Here is a 17,076-nt window from a genome sequence, read left to right as displayed (position 1 = left end):
CCACAAGGAGCTCCACAATCTATGTCGATTTTGCAACGAAGATTTCTCCTTCGTCGAAATGACAAGATTGAAGGATTTAGACAAGATAAAATACTGATGCAATTTGTCAAAAAAATATAAACATGAGATTAAAAATTAAAATAGCAACAATCTGTTTTGGGATTTTTTCCTTGACAGCAACAGCACAAAGTGACCTAAAATTATGGTACGATAAACCAGCTGCAATCTGGAATGAAGCATTGCCTTTGGGAAATGGTCGTTTGGGCGCGATGGTTTTTGGTGATCCGGCAGTGGAACGTTTACAATTGAATGAAGAAACGATTTGGGCAGGTTCTCCAAACAGCAATGCACATTCAAAATCGATAGAGGCTTTGCCAAAAGTAAGACAACTTATTTTTGACGGAAAGTTTGATGAAGCACAAGATTTGGCTACCAAAGATATTATGTCGCAAACCAATGACGGAATGCCGTATCAGACTTTTGGAAGTGTTTATATTTCATTCGCAGGACATCAAAAATATACCGATTATTATCGTGATTTAGATATCAGCAATGCTGCAGCAAAAGTAAAGTACAAGGTAAATGGTGTTGAATTTACAAGAGAAATTCTAACAGCATTTTCAGATCAGGTAATTGTTGTAAAACTTTCAGCAAGTCAGCCAGGACAGATTACTTGTAATGTTTTCATGAACAGCCCAATTGATAAAACAGTAGCTTCGACAGAAGGAAAACAGATTATACTGTCAGGTTTAGGAACTAATTTTGAAGGCGTAAAAGGAAAAGTAAAATTTCAAGGAAGATTAAGTGCAAAAAATAAAGGAGGAGAAATTGATGCCAGCAATGGAGTTTTAAGCATCAACAAAGCTGATGAAGTAACATTGTACATTTCGATTGCAACTAATTTTAAAAATTATCAGGATATATCAGGTGATGAGATTGCGAAAAGTAAAGACTATTTGGCTAAAGCCGAAGTAAAAGATTTTGAAACGATAAAAAAAGCTCATGTTGATTATTATCAAAAATTCTTCAATAGAGTTTCTTTTAGTTTAGGCTCAAATGATTTGGTTAAGAAACCAACAAACGAAAGAATCAGGGATTTTTCGAAACAGTTTGATCCGCAGTTGGCTGCTTTATATTTTCAATTTGGACGTTATCTTTTAATTTCTAGTTCACAGCCGGGCGGACAACCAGCGAATTTACAAGGAATTTGGAACGATATGGTAACGCCGCCTTGGGACAGTAAATACACAACAAATATCAATGCCGAAATGAATTATTGGCCGGCACAGGTAACCAATCTGCAGGAAATGCACGAACCTTTTGTGCAAATGGCGAAAGAATTAGCCGTGACAGGTGCAGAAACAGCCAGAATGATGTACAATGCAAATGGATGGGTTTTACACCACAATACCGATATTTGGCGTGTTACCGCTCCAGTGGATTCTGCTGCTTCGGGAATGTGGCCTACTGGCGGTGCTTGGGTTTGTCAAGATTTATGGGAAAGGTATTTATATACAGGTGATAAAAAATATCTAGCAGAAATTTATCCAATTATGAAAGGCGCTGCAGATTTCTTTCTTGATTTTATGGTTATTGATCCTAACACAAAATATTTAGTGGTTGTGCCATCAAGTTCTCCTGAAAACACGCACGCTGGCGGAACGGGAAAAGCAACAATTGCCTCAGGAACGACAATGGATAATCAATTGATTTTTGATTTGTTTACGCATGTTATTGAAGCTTCGGCTTTGGTTTCACCAGATGCGGCTTATGTGAAAAAAGTGAGTGATGCTTTGGCAAAAATGCCTCCAATGAAAATTGGGAAATACAATCAGCTGCAGGAATGGCAGGACGATTGGGATAATCCGAAAGACAATCATAGACACGTTTCGCATTTGTATGGATTGTACCCGAGTAATCAGATTTCGGCAATTAAAACACCTGAATTGTTTGAAGCAGCAAAACAATCTTTGATTTATAGAACAGACGAATCTACAGGTTGGTCAATGGGATGGAAAGTGAATTTATGGGCGAGATTATTAGACGGAAATCATGCTTATAAATTGATTCAGGATCAACTGCATTTAGTAACAGCAGATCAAAGAAAGGGCGGAGGAACATATCCGAATATGCTGGATGCACATCAGCCTTTTCAAATTGATGGTAATTTTGGATGCACAGCTGGTTTTGCCGAAATGCTGATGCAGAGTCAGGAAGATGCGATTCATTTATTGCCTGCTCTACCAAGTGTTTGGAAAGATGGAAATATTAAAGGTTTGGTTGCCAGAGGCGGATTTGTAATCGACATGACTTGGAAAAATAATAAAGTTTCGGAATTGAAAATCTATTCGAAAATTGGAGGGAATTGTAGATTGAAAGTTGAGAATACGCTGAAAGGTTCTTCAATTAAAAAAGCAAAAGGGAAGAATCCAAATCCGTTGTTTTATGATGTGGAAGTAAAGAAACCGATTATTTCTAAAGAAGCAAAATTGCCTAAAGTAGAATTGCCTAATTATAATATTTATGATGTGAATATGAAAGCGGGACAGACGTATACTTTTACGGGGAATTAAAAGTATTTAAAACCATATAAGTGATTTAAGAAAATATAATAGCACGTAATATTTGTTATTTCTCTCCCGAAGCTTCGGGATCGAAATGACAAGATTGTGAAACAAGAATATTAAATCTACAAGGTTTTGGAAACCTTGCAGGAGTAGTAAACCTTAAAGGAGTGAGAAAACGTAAAAGTCTATCGCGTGAGTGATGGAAGTGGAGCTCTTTTTTTGTGAGGCTTCTGCCGAATAAAAAAAAGCGGGAACGGACAGCACGACCCAGAGGGACACGCCCAAATAATTAGTTTTAAAATAATAATTTAGAATATGTTACAACATTTCAAACATAAAATAATAACACTTTCGATAGTAATTGCTTGTATAAACATCGGTTGTAAATCGACTGCGGAATATTCTCAGAAAGGAAAATCAGTTATTTTAAAAGAAAAAAACTTCAAACATTATGTTGATTATTTCAACACGATGGAAGATGAGAACTTAAAATTTGCGATTCCTAATGATTCTGCTTGGACTTGGATGGAAAAGAATATTCCGTTGTTTGAATGTCCACAGCAAAATTTTGAGGAAATTTATTATTTCCGTTGGTGGAGCGTTCGTAAACATATCAAAAAAACACCTCAGGGATTTGCGATTACAGAATTTTTGGTAGATCGTTCGTATGCCGATAAATACAATATGATTAGTTGTGCTTTAGGGCATCATATTAACGAATTCAGATGGGTTCATGATCCGCAGTATATTGAGCAGGATGTGAAAATTTGGTATCGTGGAAATGATGGAAAACCGATGAACAAATTGTATAAATTCAGCAGTTGGACAGCGGATGCTTTATACAATCGTTATTTGGTGAATAAGGATGAAAAATTCTTATTGGATTTGTATCCAGACATGGTTACAGATTATGCTGTCTGGGAGAAAGAACGTCAACGTAAGGACGGTTTATTTTGGCAGCATGATGTAAAAGATGGAATGGAAGAATCTTTAAGCGGCGGACGAAAAGTGCAAAATGCAAGACCAACGATTAATAGTTATATGTATGGAAATGCCACAGCGATTTCTAAAATGGCTGCCATAAAAGGCGATAAGGAAGCGGAAGCAAAATTTAAAGCTAAAGCTGATGTTTTGCAACAACTGATTGAAACCAAATTATGGAATCCAAAAAGTGAATTCTTTGAAACTTTGACAGAAAAAGATACATTAGCACAAGTTAGAGAGGCTATAGGATTTATTCCGTGGTATTTTAATCTGCCAGAGCAAAACAAAGGTTTTGAGAAAGCTTGGGAGCAGATTAAGGATGAAAAAGGATTTTCGGCTCCGTTTGGTTTAACAACAGCAGAACGAAGAAGTCCGAGATTTAGAACGCACGGAACAGGAACCTGCGAATGGGACGGCGCGATTTGGCCTTTTGCAAGTTCGCAGACGTTAACAGCTTTAGCCAATGTTTTGAATAATTACAATCAGAATTATGTTGCCAAAAACGATTATTTCAAGCAAATGAATTTGTATGTAGAATCACAATATTACCGCGGAAGACCTTATCTTGGTGAATATCTAGACGAAACTACAGGTTATTGGTTAATGGGCGACAGAGAAAGAAGTCGTTATTATAACCACTCGACTTTTAATGATTTAATGATTACAGGTTTGGTTGGTTTGCGTCCGAGAACAGATGAAAAGATAGAAGTGAATCCTTTAATTCCGCAGGAAAAATGGGATTGGTTTTGTTTGGACAATGTTTTATACCACGGAAATATTATTACGATTCTTTGGGATAAAACCGGAGAAAAATATAAAAAGGGTAAAGGTTTCAGAATCTTTAAAAACGGAAAGGAAATTGCAGTTTCTGATAAATTGGAAAGGGTAATTTCGGAATAGAAAATTTATTTTAAGCCTTATGATTGAAAAGAAAGTAATTTACAAACCAATACATGATTTTGATCAGATCATTACTCTTGATGAGTATTATGAACTTGAACATGAGGAATCAGAAGAAGCGATTAAGGATATTCAGAAATTAGCTGTAAAAGATCTCGACTCAGTAAAGCGTTTTTGTGAAAATCAACTTTTTACGCAGTCTGAAAAAGTTAGTTTTATTTATTATTCATTGAGTGAAGATGAAGATATCGATAAGTGGGCTGATTTTCTATCTGATGAATTTACCAGAGTTTATCAAATAGCTGTAAACGAAAATAAAATAAAAGAACTTTCTCCTGTTTTAAATGAGATTTTAGTTGAGAATATAACTTCATATAATGCAGATGGAGTTAGAGAAATATTATTAAAATGTTTGGATCATAAGGATTTAGAAACTCGTTTGAATGCTTTAGAATTTCTCCCGGATTGGATTGATGAACAGGTTTTGCAAAGTAATCCGGCTGTAGTATCGAAGCTTAGACAAAAGTTGAAAGATCCTGAATGGAAAATGCGCTGGGAAACAAGTAAATTATTAGAACAAAATAAAATCGTCTTTGAAAGCTTAAGTACATTGGATAATTTACGAAGGTTTATCAATGCTTAATTTTTTTAAGATTAATTAGGTTTAGTTTGTCAATAAATAGAAAACATAAAATACCTGACAGGTTTTTAAAACCTGTTAGAAGAAATTATAACATCATGAAAAAGTTTTTTTTACATCTAACATTATTTCTTTCACTTTTCACAATTTCGGCGAAAGCCCAAAACAAAATAAGTGTTGTGGATTTAAAGTGCGAAATGCTGACCAATCCAGAAGGAATCGATGTTTTACAGCCAAGATTGAGCTGGAAAATAAAAGCAAACGTAAATGATGTAAAACAAACTGCTTATCAAATTTTAGGATCTTCGTCTTTAGAAAAACTAAATGCAGGAAATGCAGATTTATGGGACAGCGGAAAGGTTCAAAGCGATCAATCTGTAAATGTGATTTATAATGGAAAAAAATTAAAAGACAGACAAGATGTTTACTGGAAAGTAATTGTTTTTACCAATAAAGGCGAAGTAAAATCGGCAGAAACAGCACATTTCAGCATTGGGATTTTAACGTATGCGGATTGGAAATCGACACGCTGGATTGGATATGAAAAAACGTCTCCTGGAGATAGTATTTCGCAGTATTCTAGATTATCTGCGCGTTATCTGCGAAAAGAAATCGACTTGAAAAAGAAAGTCAAAAGCGCCAAAGTTTATATCATAGGAATGGGGTTGTACGAACTTTACATTAACGGAAATAAAATTGGCGATCAGGTTTTAGCTCCCGTTCCAACGGATTATACCAAGAATGTAAAATACAATGTTTTTGATGTGACTTCGCAATTGCAGGAAGTTAAAAATGCATTGGGAACTATTTTAGGAAACGGACGTTTTTTTACGATGCGTCAGGATTACAAACCTTATAAAATTAAGACTTTTGGATATCCAAAAATGGCTTTACAGTTGTTTGTTGAATATGCAGACGGAAGTAAAGAAGTTATTCGCACAGATGAAACTTGGAAAATTACTACCGATGGACCAATTTTATCGAACAATGAATACGACGGCGAAGAATATGATGCCCGTAAAGAAATGAAAGGCTGGAATACTATAAATTTTAATGATAAAAAGTGGCTTTCGGCAGAATATGTTCAGGAACCGGGTGGATTCTATGAAGGACAGATGTCGGCGAATATGAAAATTAAACGCGAAGTAAAACCGATTTCAATAAAACAGACACCAAAAGGAACATATATTTTAGATATGGGACAAAATATGGTAGGCTGGTTATCATTGAAAGTAAAAGGAAATTCAGGGGATAAAATCATGATGAAATTTGCCGAATCTTTGCAATCTGATGGTTCGTTGTATATTGCCAATCTGCGTGATGCCAAAACCACTGATATTTATACTTTAAAAGGTGAAGGCGAAGAAGTTTGGGAACCTCGTTTTATTTATCACGGTTTTAGATTTGTTGAAATTTCAGGTTTCAAAACCAAACCAAGTTTAGAAAATTTTGTTGGAAAAGTCGTTTACGATGATATTGCAACTACAGGAACTTTTGATTCTTCGAATCCGATTATGAATCAGATTTTTAAGAATGCTTGGTGGGGAATAAGCGGGAATTATAAAGGAATGCCAATTGATTGTCCGCAGAGAAATGAACGTCAGCCTTGGTTAGGAGATAGAACGACGGGAGCTTACGGTGAAAGTTTCTTATTTGATAATCAGACTTTATACGCTAAATGGTTAGATGATATTAAAAATGCACAAACTATCGACGGTGGAATTCCGGATGTAGCGCCTGCTTTCTGGCGTTATTATGGTGATAATGTAACTTGGCCGGGAACGTATATTACGGTTGCTGATATGTTGTATCAACAGTTTGGAGATAAAAAAGTAGTGGAAAAACAATATCCGTCTATGAAAAAATGGATGGATTATATGGAAGAAAACTATTTGGAAAACGATATCATGACCAAAGATAAATATGGAGATTGGTGCGTTCCGCCAGAATCTTTAGAATTGATTCGTTCGAAAGATCCTTCTCGTTTGACAGATGGAGAATTGATTTCGAGTGCTTTTTATTATCAGCTTTTAAATATCATGAAGAAGTTTGCTGTGATTGCAAATGCTGAAAAAGATATTAAACATTATGATGAATTAGCTTTAAGAATCAAGAAAGCATTCAATGCAAAATATTTTAATACAGCAAAAAATAATTACGCCAACAATACGGTAACTGCTAATTTGTTGCCGTTGACTTTTGGAATGGTTCCAGAAGGATTTGAGCAAAAAGTTTTTGAAAGTTTGGTTCATGAAGTTGAAGTAACTAAAAATGGTCATGTCAGCACAGGCGTTATCGGAACTCAGTTTTTAATGCGTACGCTGACTAATTTCGGTCGTGGAGATTTAGCTTTCAAACTGGCATCCAACAAAACTTATCCAAGCTGGGGTTATATGGTCGAAAACGGTGCAACAACCATTTGGGAACTTTGGAATGGTAATACTGCCGATCCAGCAATGAATTCACAAAATCATGTGATGCTTTTAGGCGATTTATTGATTTGGTATTACGAAAATATGGCCGGAATCAAAAGCAATCCTGAAACTCCGGGTTTCAAACAAATCGTTATGAAGCCAGATTTTAATGCGGGATTGACTTATGTAAACGCTTCTTACGAATCGATTTACGGAACAATTAAAAGTGATTGGAAAAAAGATAAAAAAGCTTTGGTTTGGAGTATTACTATTCCAGCAAATACTTCTGCAATAGTTTATCTGCCAACAACTACTATTTCGGCTGTTTCTGTCAATAAACAACAGTTAGATAAAACTTCATATTTGTATAAAACTGAAAAAAGTAATCTAGCTGTTACACTTTCTTCAGGAACATATCTTTTAAACGTTAAATAAACTGCATTTTTAATAATTCGGGACAGTACAGGATACATTGTTAATTTTTTAGTGTTATTTTTACACTTAATAAATATTTTCACCTAAAAAAATGTTAGGTATGTATTTATAATCAAAAATTTTAATTCATAATAAAATTGAGAATGAAAATAACAAAATTAGCATTTGTATTGTTTGGACTTTTCCTTTTAGGAAGTTGTAAATCGGCTTTAGAAAAAAAGACTTGGAAAGAAGGTATTTTAGTAGATGAATTTATTTATGATAAAGCACCTTATCCGTCTTGCCACGCAGTTACAATTGTTGAAGCTACAAATGGTGATTTAGTTTCATCTTGGTTTGGAGGAACTCACGAGAGAAATCCTGATGTTTGTATCTATGTAAGCATAAAACCTAAAGGAAGCGATAAATGGAGCGAAGGCGTTAAAGTAGCTGATGGAGTAATGAAAGAAGGACCAAGATTACCAACTTGGAATCCTGTTTTGTATCAAATTCCGGGTGGTGATTTAATGCTTTTCTATAAAATCGGACCAAAACCATCTGAATGGTGGGGCGTAATCAGAACTTCATCTGATGGCGGGAAAACATGGTCTGAGGCGAAAAAAATGCCTGATGGTTTCTTAGGACCAATCAAAAACAAACCAGTTTTATTAAGCAACGGAACTCTATTATGTCCGTCAAGTATCGAAGGTGATGGATGGAGACTTCGTATGGAATCTACTCCAGATTTTGGAAAAACTTGGGTTATGGGAGACACACTTTCAAGAGGGAAACAAAAAATTAATGCCATTCAACCAAGTATTTTATTTCATAAAGACGGAAGTATTCAGGCTATCGGCAGAACTAGAAATAGAGCTGTTTTCAGTACATTCTCAAAAGATAACGGGAAAACTTGGTCGGATGTGGAGTTAATCGGACTTCCAAATAACAACTCAGGAACAGATGCCGTAACGCTAAAAGATGGCAGACATTTATTAGTTTACAATCATGTTCTACCTCCAGGAACTGAAGCAAAAGGACCAAGAACACCATTGAATGTTTCGGTTTCGAAGGACGGAATCAATTGGAATGCAGCTTTAGTTTTAGAAGATTCAAAAATCAGCCAGTATTCTTATCCGTCAATGATTCAGAGTTCTGACGGAATGGTTCATATCGTTTACACTTGGAGAAGAGAAAAACTGAAATATGTAAAAATCGATCCAAGTAAACTGGTTGCGCTTCCTATCAAAAATGGAATCTGGCCGGGCGACGAAGGTAAAGAGGTGAAAGCAGTAAAAGCTGAGGAAGAATAATAAAGATATTGCCACAGATTAAAATGATTAAAATGATTTTTTAATTTTAGTTAATCTCTAAAATTTGCTCAATCTACGAGAGTAAAAATTTTTCCCGCAGATCTGGCAGATTTTTTTATCTATTTAATCCTTTTATCCCGATAGTTATCGGGAGTGAGCAAAAAAATAAACAATATGAAATCAATTTTTATTCAAAAAAAAATAATTGTTGCACTACTTGTTGTTATGTCAACAGCGTTCAACAGCTGTGCAACGGCTCAGTCTTCCAATAAAAAGCAAAAATATAAAGTTGCGGTTTGTGACTGGATGATTTTAAAAAGACAAAAATTAGGTTCTTTTGGTTTAGCTTCAGAAATTAAAGCTGACGGAATTGAGCTTGATATGGGAGGTTTAGGAAACCGTCCAACTTTTGACAGCAAATTGGGTGATCCTGTAGAAAGACAAAAGTTTTTAGATAAATCGAAAGAAACTGGAGTTGGAATTAGTTCTATTGCCATGTCTGGGTTTTATGCACAGTCTTTCGCAACAAGAGAAATTACGCCAATGATTACAGATTGCATCAAGGCAATGAAAGATATGAACGTAAAAGTGGCATATCTTCCATTAGGAACTCAAACGGATTTGGTTAAAAATCCTGAGCTGCGTCCTGAAGTGATTAAAAGGCTGCAATGGGCAGGAAAAGAAGTTGGAAAAATTGGCGGTGTTATTGCGATTGAAACTTCTTTGAGCGCGACTGAAGAGAAAAAACTGTTAGAAGATGTTGGTTCGAAATATATAAAAAGCTCTTTCAATTTTGCCAATGCAGTTGATAACGACAGAGATATTTCATCAGAATTAAAAATCTTAGGAAAGAAGTATTTAGCACAAATTCACGCTTCAAATACGGATCAATTTTGGTTGGAAAATGACAAAGCGATCGACATGCCAAAAATCAAACAAACGCTGGATGAAATGAAATGGAGCGGATGGCTTATTGTAGAACGTTCACGCGATGTAACACAAGTACATAATGTAAAAGCCAATTATGGCGCTAATGTGGCGTATTTGAAAAAGATTTTCCAGAATTAAAATAAAAATCTGCCTAATCTGCTCAATCTGCGTGAGAAATTTTACTCTCGCAGATTGAGCAGATCTTGGAGATTAATTTTCAATTATTTTTTAGAATAAATTATATACCATGAAATATTTACAATTACTTTTTTTATGTTTTTACGTCTCTTTTGCTACAGCGCAAAACATCATTATTGTTAGTGATCCGAGTTCGCCGAGAGCAAAATTTGGAGCAGATAAATTATCAGAAATCCTTTCTTCAAAAGGATTCAGCACAACTGCTTCTGATAAATTCAAAAAATCAAAAGATCAGATAATTGTTATTGGAGAAAAAGGAACTGATTTCTGGAAACAAAACGCAAAAAGCGCTAAAATTGACGATAGTAAGCTGACTAAAAAAGAAGGCTTTCAAATTCGCACTCAAAAAAACATCATTTATATTGAAGGAACTGATGCGTCTGGAGCTTTGTATGGTGCATTAGAATTAGCAGATAAAATTAAAAACTCAGGAAAACTTCCGACAGAAATTAATATCGAAGACAGCCCGGAAATGGTTTTGAGAGGTGCGTGCATCGGAATGCAGAAACCAGTTTATCTTCCGGGACGTGATGTTTACGAATATCCATATACACCAGAAACTTTTCCTTGGTTTTATGATAAAAAATTATGGGTGAAGTATTTGGATATGCTGGTAGAAAACAGGATGAATTCGCTGTATTTATGGAACGGACATCCTTTTGCTTCTTTGGTGAAGTTAAAAGAATATCCATTTGCAGTAGAAGTCAGCGATGAAGATTTCAAAAAGAACGAAGAAATCTATAAATTCTTGACGGTTGAAGCAAACAAACGTGGAATCTGGGTTATTCAAATGTTTTACAATATTCTTGTTTCTAAGCCTTTTGCTGAGCATTACAATATTAAAACGCAAGACCGTTCACGTCCAATTACGCCTTTGCTTTCAGATTACACGAGAAAATCAATTGCCGCATTTATCGAAAAATATCCAAATGTTGGATTAATGGTTTGTTTAGGAGAAGCAATAAATACAGTTGATGACGATGTAGAATGGTTTACAAAAACAATTATTCCAGGCGTTCGCGACGGTTTGCAGGCATTAGGAAAAACAGAAGAACCGCCGATTATTCTTCGTTCTCATGATACAGACGGGCCTTTGGTAATGGAAAAATCACTTCCATTATATAAAAATCTATACACAGAAAGTAAATATACAGGAGAATCTTTAACGACTTATACGCCGGGCGGACCTTGGGGAGAAACACACAAGCAGTTAAGCGCTTTAAAGTCAATTCATATTGAAAACGTTCATATTTTAGCAAATCTTGAACCTTTTAGATACGGTTCGCCAGATTTTATTCAAAAAACAGTAAAAGCCATGCATAGTGTACACGGAGCAAATGCGCTGCATTTATATCCGCAGGCCTCATACTGGGATTGGCCCTATTCTGCAGATAAAACAAAAACAGGCGAGCGTTTATTAGAAATGGATCGTGACTGGATTTGGTACAAAGCTTGGGCAAGATATGCGTGGGACAGCAAAAGAGATAGAAACGAAGAAGTTAAATTCTGGGATAAAGATCTGGCTTCGAAATACGGAACAGATCAAGAAGCTGCCAATAATATTTTAAAAGCTTACGAAGAAACAGGAGAAATTGCACCAAAAACATTGAGACGTTTCGGAATTACCGAAGGAAACCGTCAAACTTTATTATTAGGAATGTTCGAAAGTCAATTGGTAAATCCATCAAAATGGAGAGTATATCCAGGATTCCACGAATCATGTGGACCTGCGGGAGAATTGCTTTTAGAATATGCAAAAAAAGAATGGAATAAAGAACCGCATTTAGGTGAACTTCCAACACAGATTATTGCCGAAATAACTGAACACGGAAGATTAGCCGTTGAAGCTATCGACAAAGCAGAAGCTGGTGTTACAAAAGATAAAGAAGAATTTGCGCGTCTTAAAAATGATATTCATGCTTACAAGGCTTTCGCCGATTTTTTCTCAGAAAAAGTAAAAGCAGCCTTATTGGTTTTAAGATACAGTTATTCAAACGACATAACTGATTTAGATAAAGCGATGCCTCATTTAGAGAAGAGTATCAAGCATTACGAATTATTGGTAAACCTTACGAAAGATACTTATTACTATGCCAATAGTATGCAGACGGCTCAAAGAAGAATTCCAATTGGTGGTGACGATGGAAATAACAAGACTTGGGAAGAATTATTACCGCATTACGAACGTGAGTTAGCCAATTTTAAAAGAAATCTAGAGAAGTTAAAATCTTCAAAAGATGGTAAAATTGAAACCAAAGAAGGAAAACCTTGGAAAACAGCAGAAGTAAGTTTCATCAATGAAAAACCGGGAACTTATTTAGTAAAAACAGGAACAAAAGTTTACGGTACAGATATTTCAGAATTAACTAAAATAGCTCCTGAACTGCAAAATTTAAAAGGTTTTACTTTTGTAGAAAACGATCAAAACGAAAAAGGAACACATTTGAAGTTTAGAAATACAAAAGCAGTTAAATTAGTAGTTGGTTATTTCAATTCAGATCAAAAGAGGTTTTTATTACCGCCAAGTTTAGAAACTGATGCAGCAGGAAATGCGCACGGTCAAGCCGAAGTTATTCTGGCAAGTGCCATGAATTTAAAAGAGCTGCCACGTGTAAATATCCATACCTATACGTTTCAGCCGGGTGAGAATAAATTAGATTTAGGAAAAGGAAAAGTATTGATTTTAGGTTTTATAGATGCTGATCAAACTATAACGCCGCGTGATGTTGGATATATCGATGCAGGAGAAAAAGCAGCTATAGACTGGTTGTTTTATTAATGATTTGGGCGTGTCCCTCCGGGTCGGGCTTTCGGCTATATCTTTTGTTCCGTTTCACTTCACAAAAGGATACCGCTTCAATCCCTCACGCGACTCAACGTTGAGTTAAACCTGACGGGTTTTTAAAACCCGTCAGGTTTGCTCGCAAAATATAAACACAATATTGTCATCCTAAGGAACGAGACCCGAGCGATAGCGAACAGGCGAAGCAAATCACACTAGGAATTTCATCCAGAAATTTTGCCAATCTTTGTCGAGCTGCTTGCGAAGATTTCTCTCGCGAGGCTTCGAGATCGAAATGACAAAAAAGGGAGTAAAATAAAAACTTTAACAACCTTATATTACTTATATGGTTCAATAAAAAAAATATGAAAAGAGTAGTTTTTTTTATTTTTTGTTTTTTTTCAAGTTTATGCTTTGTTTGGAGTCAAAGCACAAAAGGTTCAGCGAAAGTTCGAAAGGAAGTTTCGCTGAATTCATCTTGGGAAACCATTATTTTGGATAATCCGCAAGAAGAGAAATCTTTTGTGGAGAATCCAAAATCGGATCAATGGTTAAATGTAAATATCCCTCACAACTGGGATCAATATTATGGTTTTAGAAGAACAAAACATGGAAATTTGCATGGTACAGCTTGGTATAAAAAAACTTTAAAGCTCGATAAAAAGGACATTTCAAAACAGCTTTTTTTATATTTTGAAGGTGTTAGTTCGTACGCAACCGTTTGGGTAAACGGCAAAAAAGCAGGCGAACATAAAGGCGGGCGAACTACTTTTACATTAGACATTTCAAAAGCAGTTTCTTTTGATAAGGAAAATACGATTTTAGTAAAAGCAGCACATCCATCTTTTATAGCTGATCTTCCTTGGGTTTGCGGAGGCTGTTCTGGCGAATGGGGATTTTCAGAAGGTTCTCAGCCAATGGGAATTTTTAGACCTGTAACTTTAATCATTACAAACAACGTTAGAATTCAGCCGTTTGGAGTTCATATTTGGAATGATAAATCGGTTTCGAAACAAAAAGCGATTCTTCATACAACTACAGAGATCAAGAATTACAGTACTTCAGAGCGAAACTTAACGATTGAAAATATCCTTTTTGATGCTTCAGGAAAGAAAGTCGCAGTCAAAAAAACTGATATCAGAAACATTTCAGGAGAAACAAAAGAAATTGCGCAGACACTTCCTGAGATTGTAAATCCAAAATTATGGTCGCCATCAAATCCGTATTTGTATAAATTGGTAACTTCAGTTTATGAAAATGGAAAAATAATCGACCAATTAACAACGCCTTACGGAATCCGCTGGGTGAGTTGGCCAGTCAGCCGAGACGGAAAAAACAATCGCTTTTTTATCAATGATGAACCTGTATTTATCAACGGAACTTGTGAATACGAACATTTAATTGGAAATAGCCATTCGTTTTCAGATGAAATGATTCATTCTAGAATTGAACAGATAAAAGCAGGCGGATTTAATGCTTTTAGAGAAGCACATCAGCCTCATAATTTAAAATATCAGGAAGAATTAGACGAAAACGGAATCTTGTTTTGGAGTCAGTTTTCAGCACATATTTGGTACGATACGCCTGAGTTTAAAGAGAACTTTAAAACCTTATTACGAGAATGGATTAAGGAACGCAGAAACAGCCCGTCGGTTGTTATGTGGGGATTACAGAATGAAAGTACGATCCCAGCAGCATTTGCAGAAGAATGTACGAAGATAATTCGCGAAATGGATCCTTTATCAGCTTCTCAACGCATTGTAACAACTTGTAATGGAGGAGAAGGAACTGATTGGAATGTGGTGCAAAACTGGTCAGGAACTTATGGTGGAGATCCTTTAAAATACCATTTAGAAATGACCACTCAGTTATTAAATGGCGAATACGGTGCATGGCGTTCAGCTGATTTACATACGGAAGGTGAGTTTGATCAGAAAGGGACTTTAAGTGAAAACCGTTTTTCTCAATTAATGGAAATTAAAATCAGAGAAGCCGAATCGGTGAAAGATAAAATTGCGGGACAATTTAACTGGCTTTTTGCTTCGCATGAGAATCCTGGACGAGTTCAAAACGGAGAAGGTTTTAGAGATATTGACAAAGTTGGACCTGTAAATTACAAAGGCCTTTTTACGATTTGGGGCGAACCTCTGGATGCATTTTATATGTATCGCGCTAATTATGTTTCAAACAAAACCAATCCGATGGTTTATATCGTTTCACATACTTGGCCAAGTCGTTGGGAAAAACCTGGTGTCAAAAATGGAATCGATATTTACTCTAATTGTGATGAAGTTGAATTATTTAATGATGTAAATAAATCTTCTTTAGGAAAACTAAAAAATCCAGGAATCGGAAAGCATTTTCAGTTTAACAATGTCAATATTCAGTATAATGTTCTTTATGCTGTTGGATATGTTAACGGAAAGGCAGTTGCGAAAGATTATATTGTTTTAAATAGTTTTCCAAAAGCGCCAAGTTTTGATTCTTTGACAGCGGATAAAACGGATATTACAAAAGCCAAAAGCGGTTATAATTACATTTACAGAGTCAATTGCGGTGGTTCTGAATGGACAGATTCATCGGGAAATACTTGGCTTTCCGATGCGCACAAAAACGGACAAAACACTTGGGGTTCTTTATCATGGACAGATAGTTTTGAAAAATTGCCTGATTTTTTCGCCAGTCAAAGAACGACTTTCGACCCAATAAACGGAACAAATGATCCTGAACTATTTCAGAGTTTTAGATATGGTGTTGACAAATTACATTATGAATTTCCTGCACCAGACGGAGAATATTTAGTCGAATTGTACTTCACAGAACCGTGGTATGGAACTGGTGGCGGAATGGACTGCAAAGGATGGCGTTTGTTTGATGTGGCAATAAATAACAATGTAGTTTTAAAAGATTTTGATATTTGGGCAGAAGCTGGTCATGATAAAGCCTTAAAGAAAACATTTGCTGTAAAAAGTAAAAATGGAAAAATTGTGATTTCGTTTCCAAATGTAAAAGCGTCACAGGCTATAATTGCTGCAATTGCAATTGCGACGAAAAATAAAGATTTAAAACCAGCAAATGAATCACCTAGAAATATTCAGAATGTAAGTTTAGATTCTAAAGATTTTAAAATAGCTTCTTGGTTAGGTATTAATTCGAAGCAGTTCATAAATTCAGATGTGAGTTTTACTGAATTGTCTTCAGAAATTTTTGGCGCAGATTATTTGCAGTTTTCGGCTGATTCAAAAGCTTCTGGATCATTTACTGTAAAAGAAGAATCGACTGTTTATGTTTTAATTGACAGTAAAATCACTAAGACATTAAATTGGCTTTCTGATTATAAGAAAATTGAAGAAAAAGCGAAAAACAGCAGCGGAATTTCATTTGACGTTTTCGCTAAAAAAGTAAAGAAAGGAGAAAAAGTTGTTTTTGATAATTCGGAAACAATATCTTCAATTGCAGTCGTTCCAACTTATGATATGGGCGAAAAAGACGATTCAAGACCTGTAGTTATCATTGAAGCTGAAAAAGCAAAAACTACAGGAGACGGAATCGAAAAAGGAAATTTCAAAAAAGCAGATTATATCGAATTCACAAAACAGACTAATAACAGCATTGAGTTTGAAGTAAAACCTGGTGTTGCCGGAATTTATTTAATGCGTTTCCGTTTTATGAATAGAAATGAAACACCGTTAAAAGTAAAATTTAAAATGGAAGATGCGTACGGAATTTTGATGCGAAATGATACGATTGAGTTTTTCCCTTCACCAGAAAAATGGAAAATTTTAAATACAACTTCTGGCGGTTATATTAACGCTGGAACTTATAAAATAACGTTGGAAGGTGATGATTTGAAAGGATTAATGTTAGATAATTTTGAGTTTCAATAAGTTTTTTTTGAGGTTCAGAGGTTCAGAGGGACAAAGGTTTATTCCGATTG

At 35.4% G+C, this 17,076-nt stretch carries 8 protein-coding genes; all 8 read left to right on the top strand.

Annotated elements, in window-relative coordinates; genetic code table 11:
• Positions 1-122 precede the first annotated feature (122 nt).
• On the top strand, positions 123-2,573 hold the full coding sequence (locus tag NLG42_RS18365) for a glycoside hydrolase family 95 protein (RefSeq protein ID WP_257681835.1): 2,451 nt from the start codon (positions 123-125) through the stop codon (positions 2,571-2,573).
• 309 nt (positions 2,574-2,882) lie between these two features.
• Positions 2,883-4,451 (top strand): MGH1-like glycoside hydrolase domain-containing protein, encoded by a 1,569-nt coding sequence (locus NLG42_RS18360; protein ID WP_257681834.1) that lies wholly within the window; start codon positions 2,883-2,885, stop codon positions 4,449-4,451.
• A gap of 19 nt (positions 4,452-4,470) precedes the next feature.
• Positions 4,471-5,094, top strand: coding sequence for a HEAT repeat domain-containing protein (locus NLG42_RS18355; RefSeq protein ID WP_257681833.1), 624 nt, complete (start codon positions 4,471-4,473; stop codon positions 5,092-5,094).
• A gap of 95 nt (positions 5,095-5,189) precedes the next feature.
• Positions 5,190-7,940, top strand: coding sequence for a glycoside hydrolase family 78 protein (locus NLG42_RS18350; protein ID WP_257681832.1), 2,751 nt, complete (start codon positions 5,190-5,192; stop codon positions 7,938-7,940).
• A 143-nt stretch (positions 7,941-8,083) separates the two neighbouring features.
• Positions 8,084-9,229, top strand: a complete 1,146-nt coding sequence (locus tag NLG42_RS18345; RefSeq protein ID WP_257681831.1) for a sialidase family protein — start codon at positions 8,084-8,086, stop codon at positions 9,227-9,229.
• Between the two features lie 174 nt (positions 9,230-9,403).
• A complete protein-coding gene (locus NLG42_RS18340; RefSeq protein ID WP_257681830.1) occupies positions 9,404-10,297 on the top strand; it encodes a sugar phosphate isomerase/epimerase family protein in 894 nt (297 codons plus the stop codon).
• 109 nt (positions 10,298-10,406) lie between these two features.
• Entirely contained in the window at positions 10,407-13,136 is a 2,730-nt protein-coding gene (locus NLG42_RS18335; protein ID WP_257681829.1) for an alpha-d-galacturonidase, read from the top strand.
• A 368-nt stretch (positions 13,137-13,504) separates the two neighbouring features.
• On the top strand, positions 13,505-17,026 hold the full coding sequence (locus NLG42_RS18330; RefSeq protein WP_257681828.1) for a malectin domain-containing carbohydrate-binding protein: 3,522 nt from the start codon (positions 13,505-13,507) through the stop codon (positions 17,024-17,026).
• Positions 17,027-17,076: the final 50 nt, after the last annotated feature.

Source organism: Flavobacterium plurextorum (assembly GCF_024638035.1).
Classification (GTDB): Bacteria; Bacteroidota; Bacteroidia; order Flavobacteriales; family Flavobacteriaceae; genus Flavobacterium; species Flavobacterium plurextorum.
Note: the sequence above shows the minus strand (reverse complement) of the source record. Positions and strands in the feature narration are given on the sequence as shown.

Excerpts from the sequence above, each read along its gene's own strand:
- NLG42_RS18365 (WP_257681835.1), top strand. The coding sequence starts at position 123 with ATGAGATTAAAAATTAAAATAGCAACAATCTGTTTTGGGATTTTTTCC.
- NLG42_RS18345 (WP_257681831.1), top strand. The coding sequence starts at position 8,084 with ATGAAAATAACAAAATTAGCATTTGTATTGTTTGGACTTTTCCTTTTA.
- NLG42_RS18340 (WP_257681830.1), top strand. The coding sequence starts at position 9,404 with ATGAAATCAATTTTTATTCAAAAAAAAATAATTGTTGCACTACTTGTT.
- NLG42_RS18350 (WP_257681832.1), top strand. The coding sequence starts at position 5,190 with ATGAAAAAGTTTTTTTTACATCTAACATTATTTCTTTCACTTTTCACA.
- NLG42_RS18360 (WP_257681834.1), top strand. The coding sequence starts at position 2,883 with ATGTTACAACATTTCAAACATAAAATAATAACACTTTCGATAGTAATT.
- NLG42_RS18335 (WP_257681829.1), top strand. The coding sequence starts at position 10,407 with ATGAAATATTTACAATTACTTTTTTTATGTTTTTACGTCTCTTTTGCT.
- NLG42_RS18330 (WP_257681828.1), top strand. The coding sequence starts at position 13,505 with ATGAAAAGAGTAGTTTTTTTTATTTTTTGTTTTTTTTCAAGTTTATGC.
- NLG42_RS18355 (WP_257681833.1), top strand. The coding sequence starts at position 4,471 with ATGATTGAAAAGAAAGTAATTTACAAACCAATACATGATTTTGATCAG.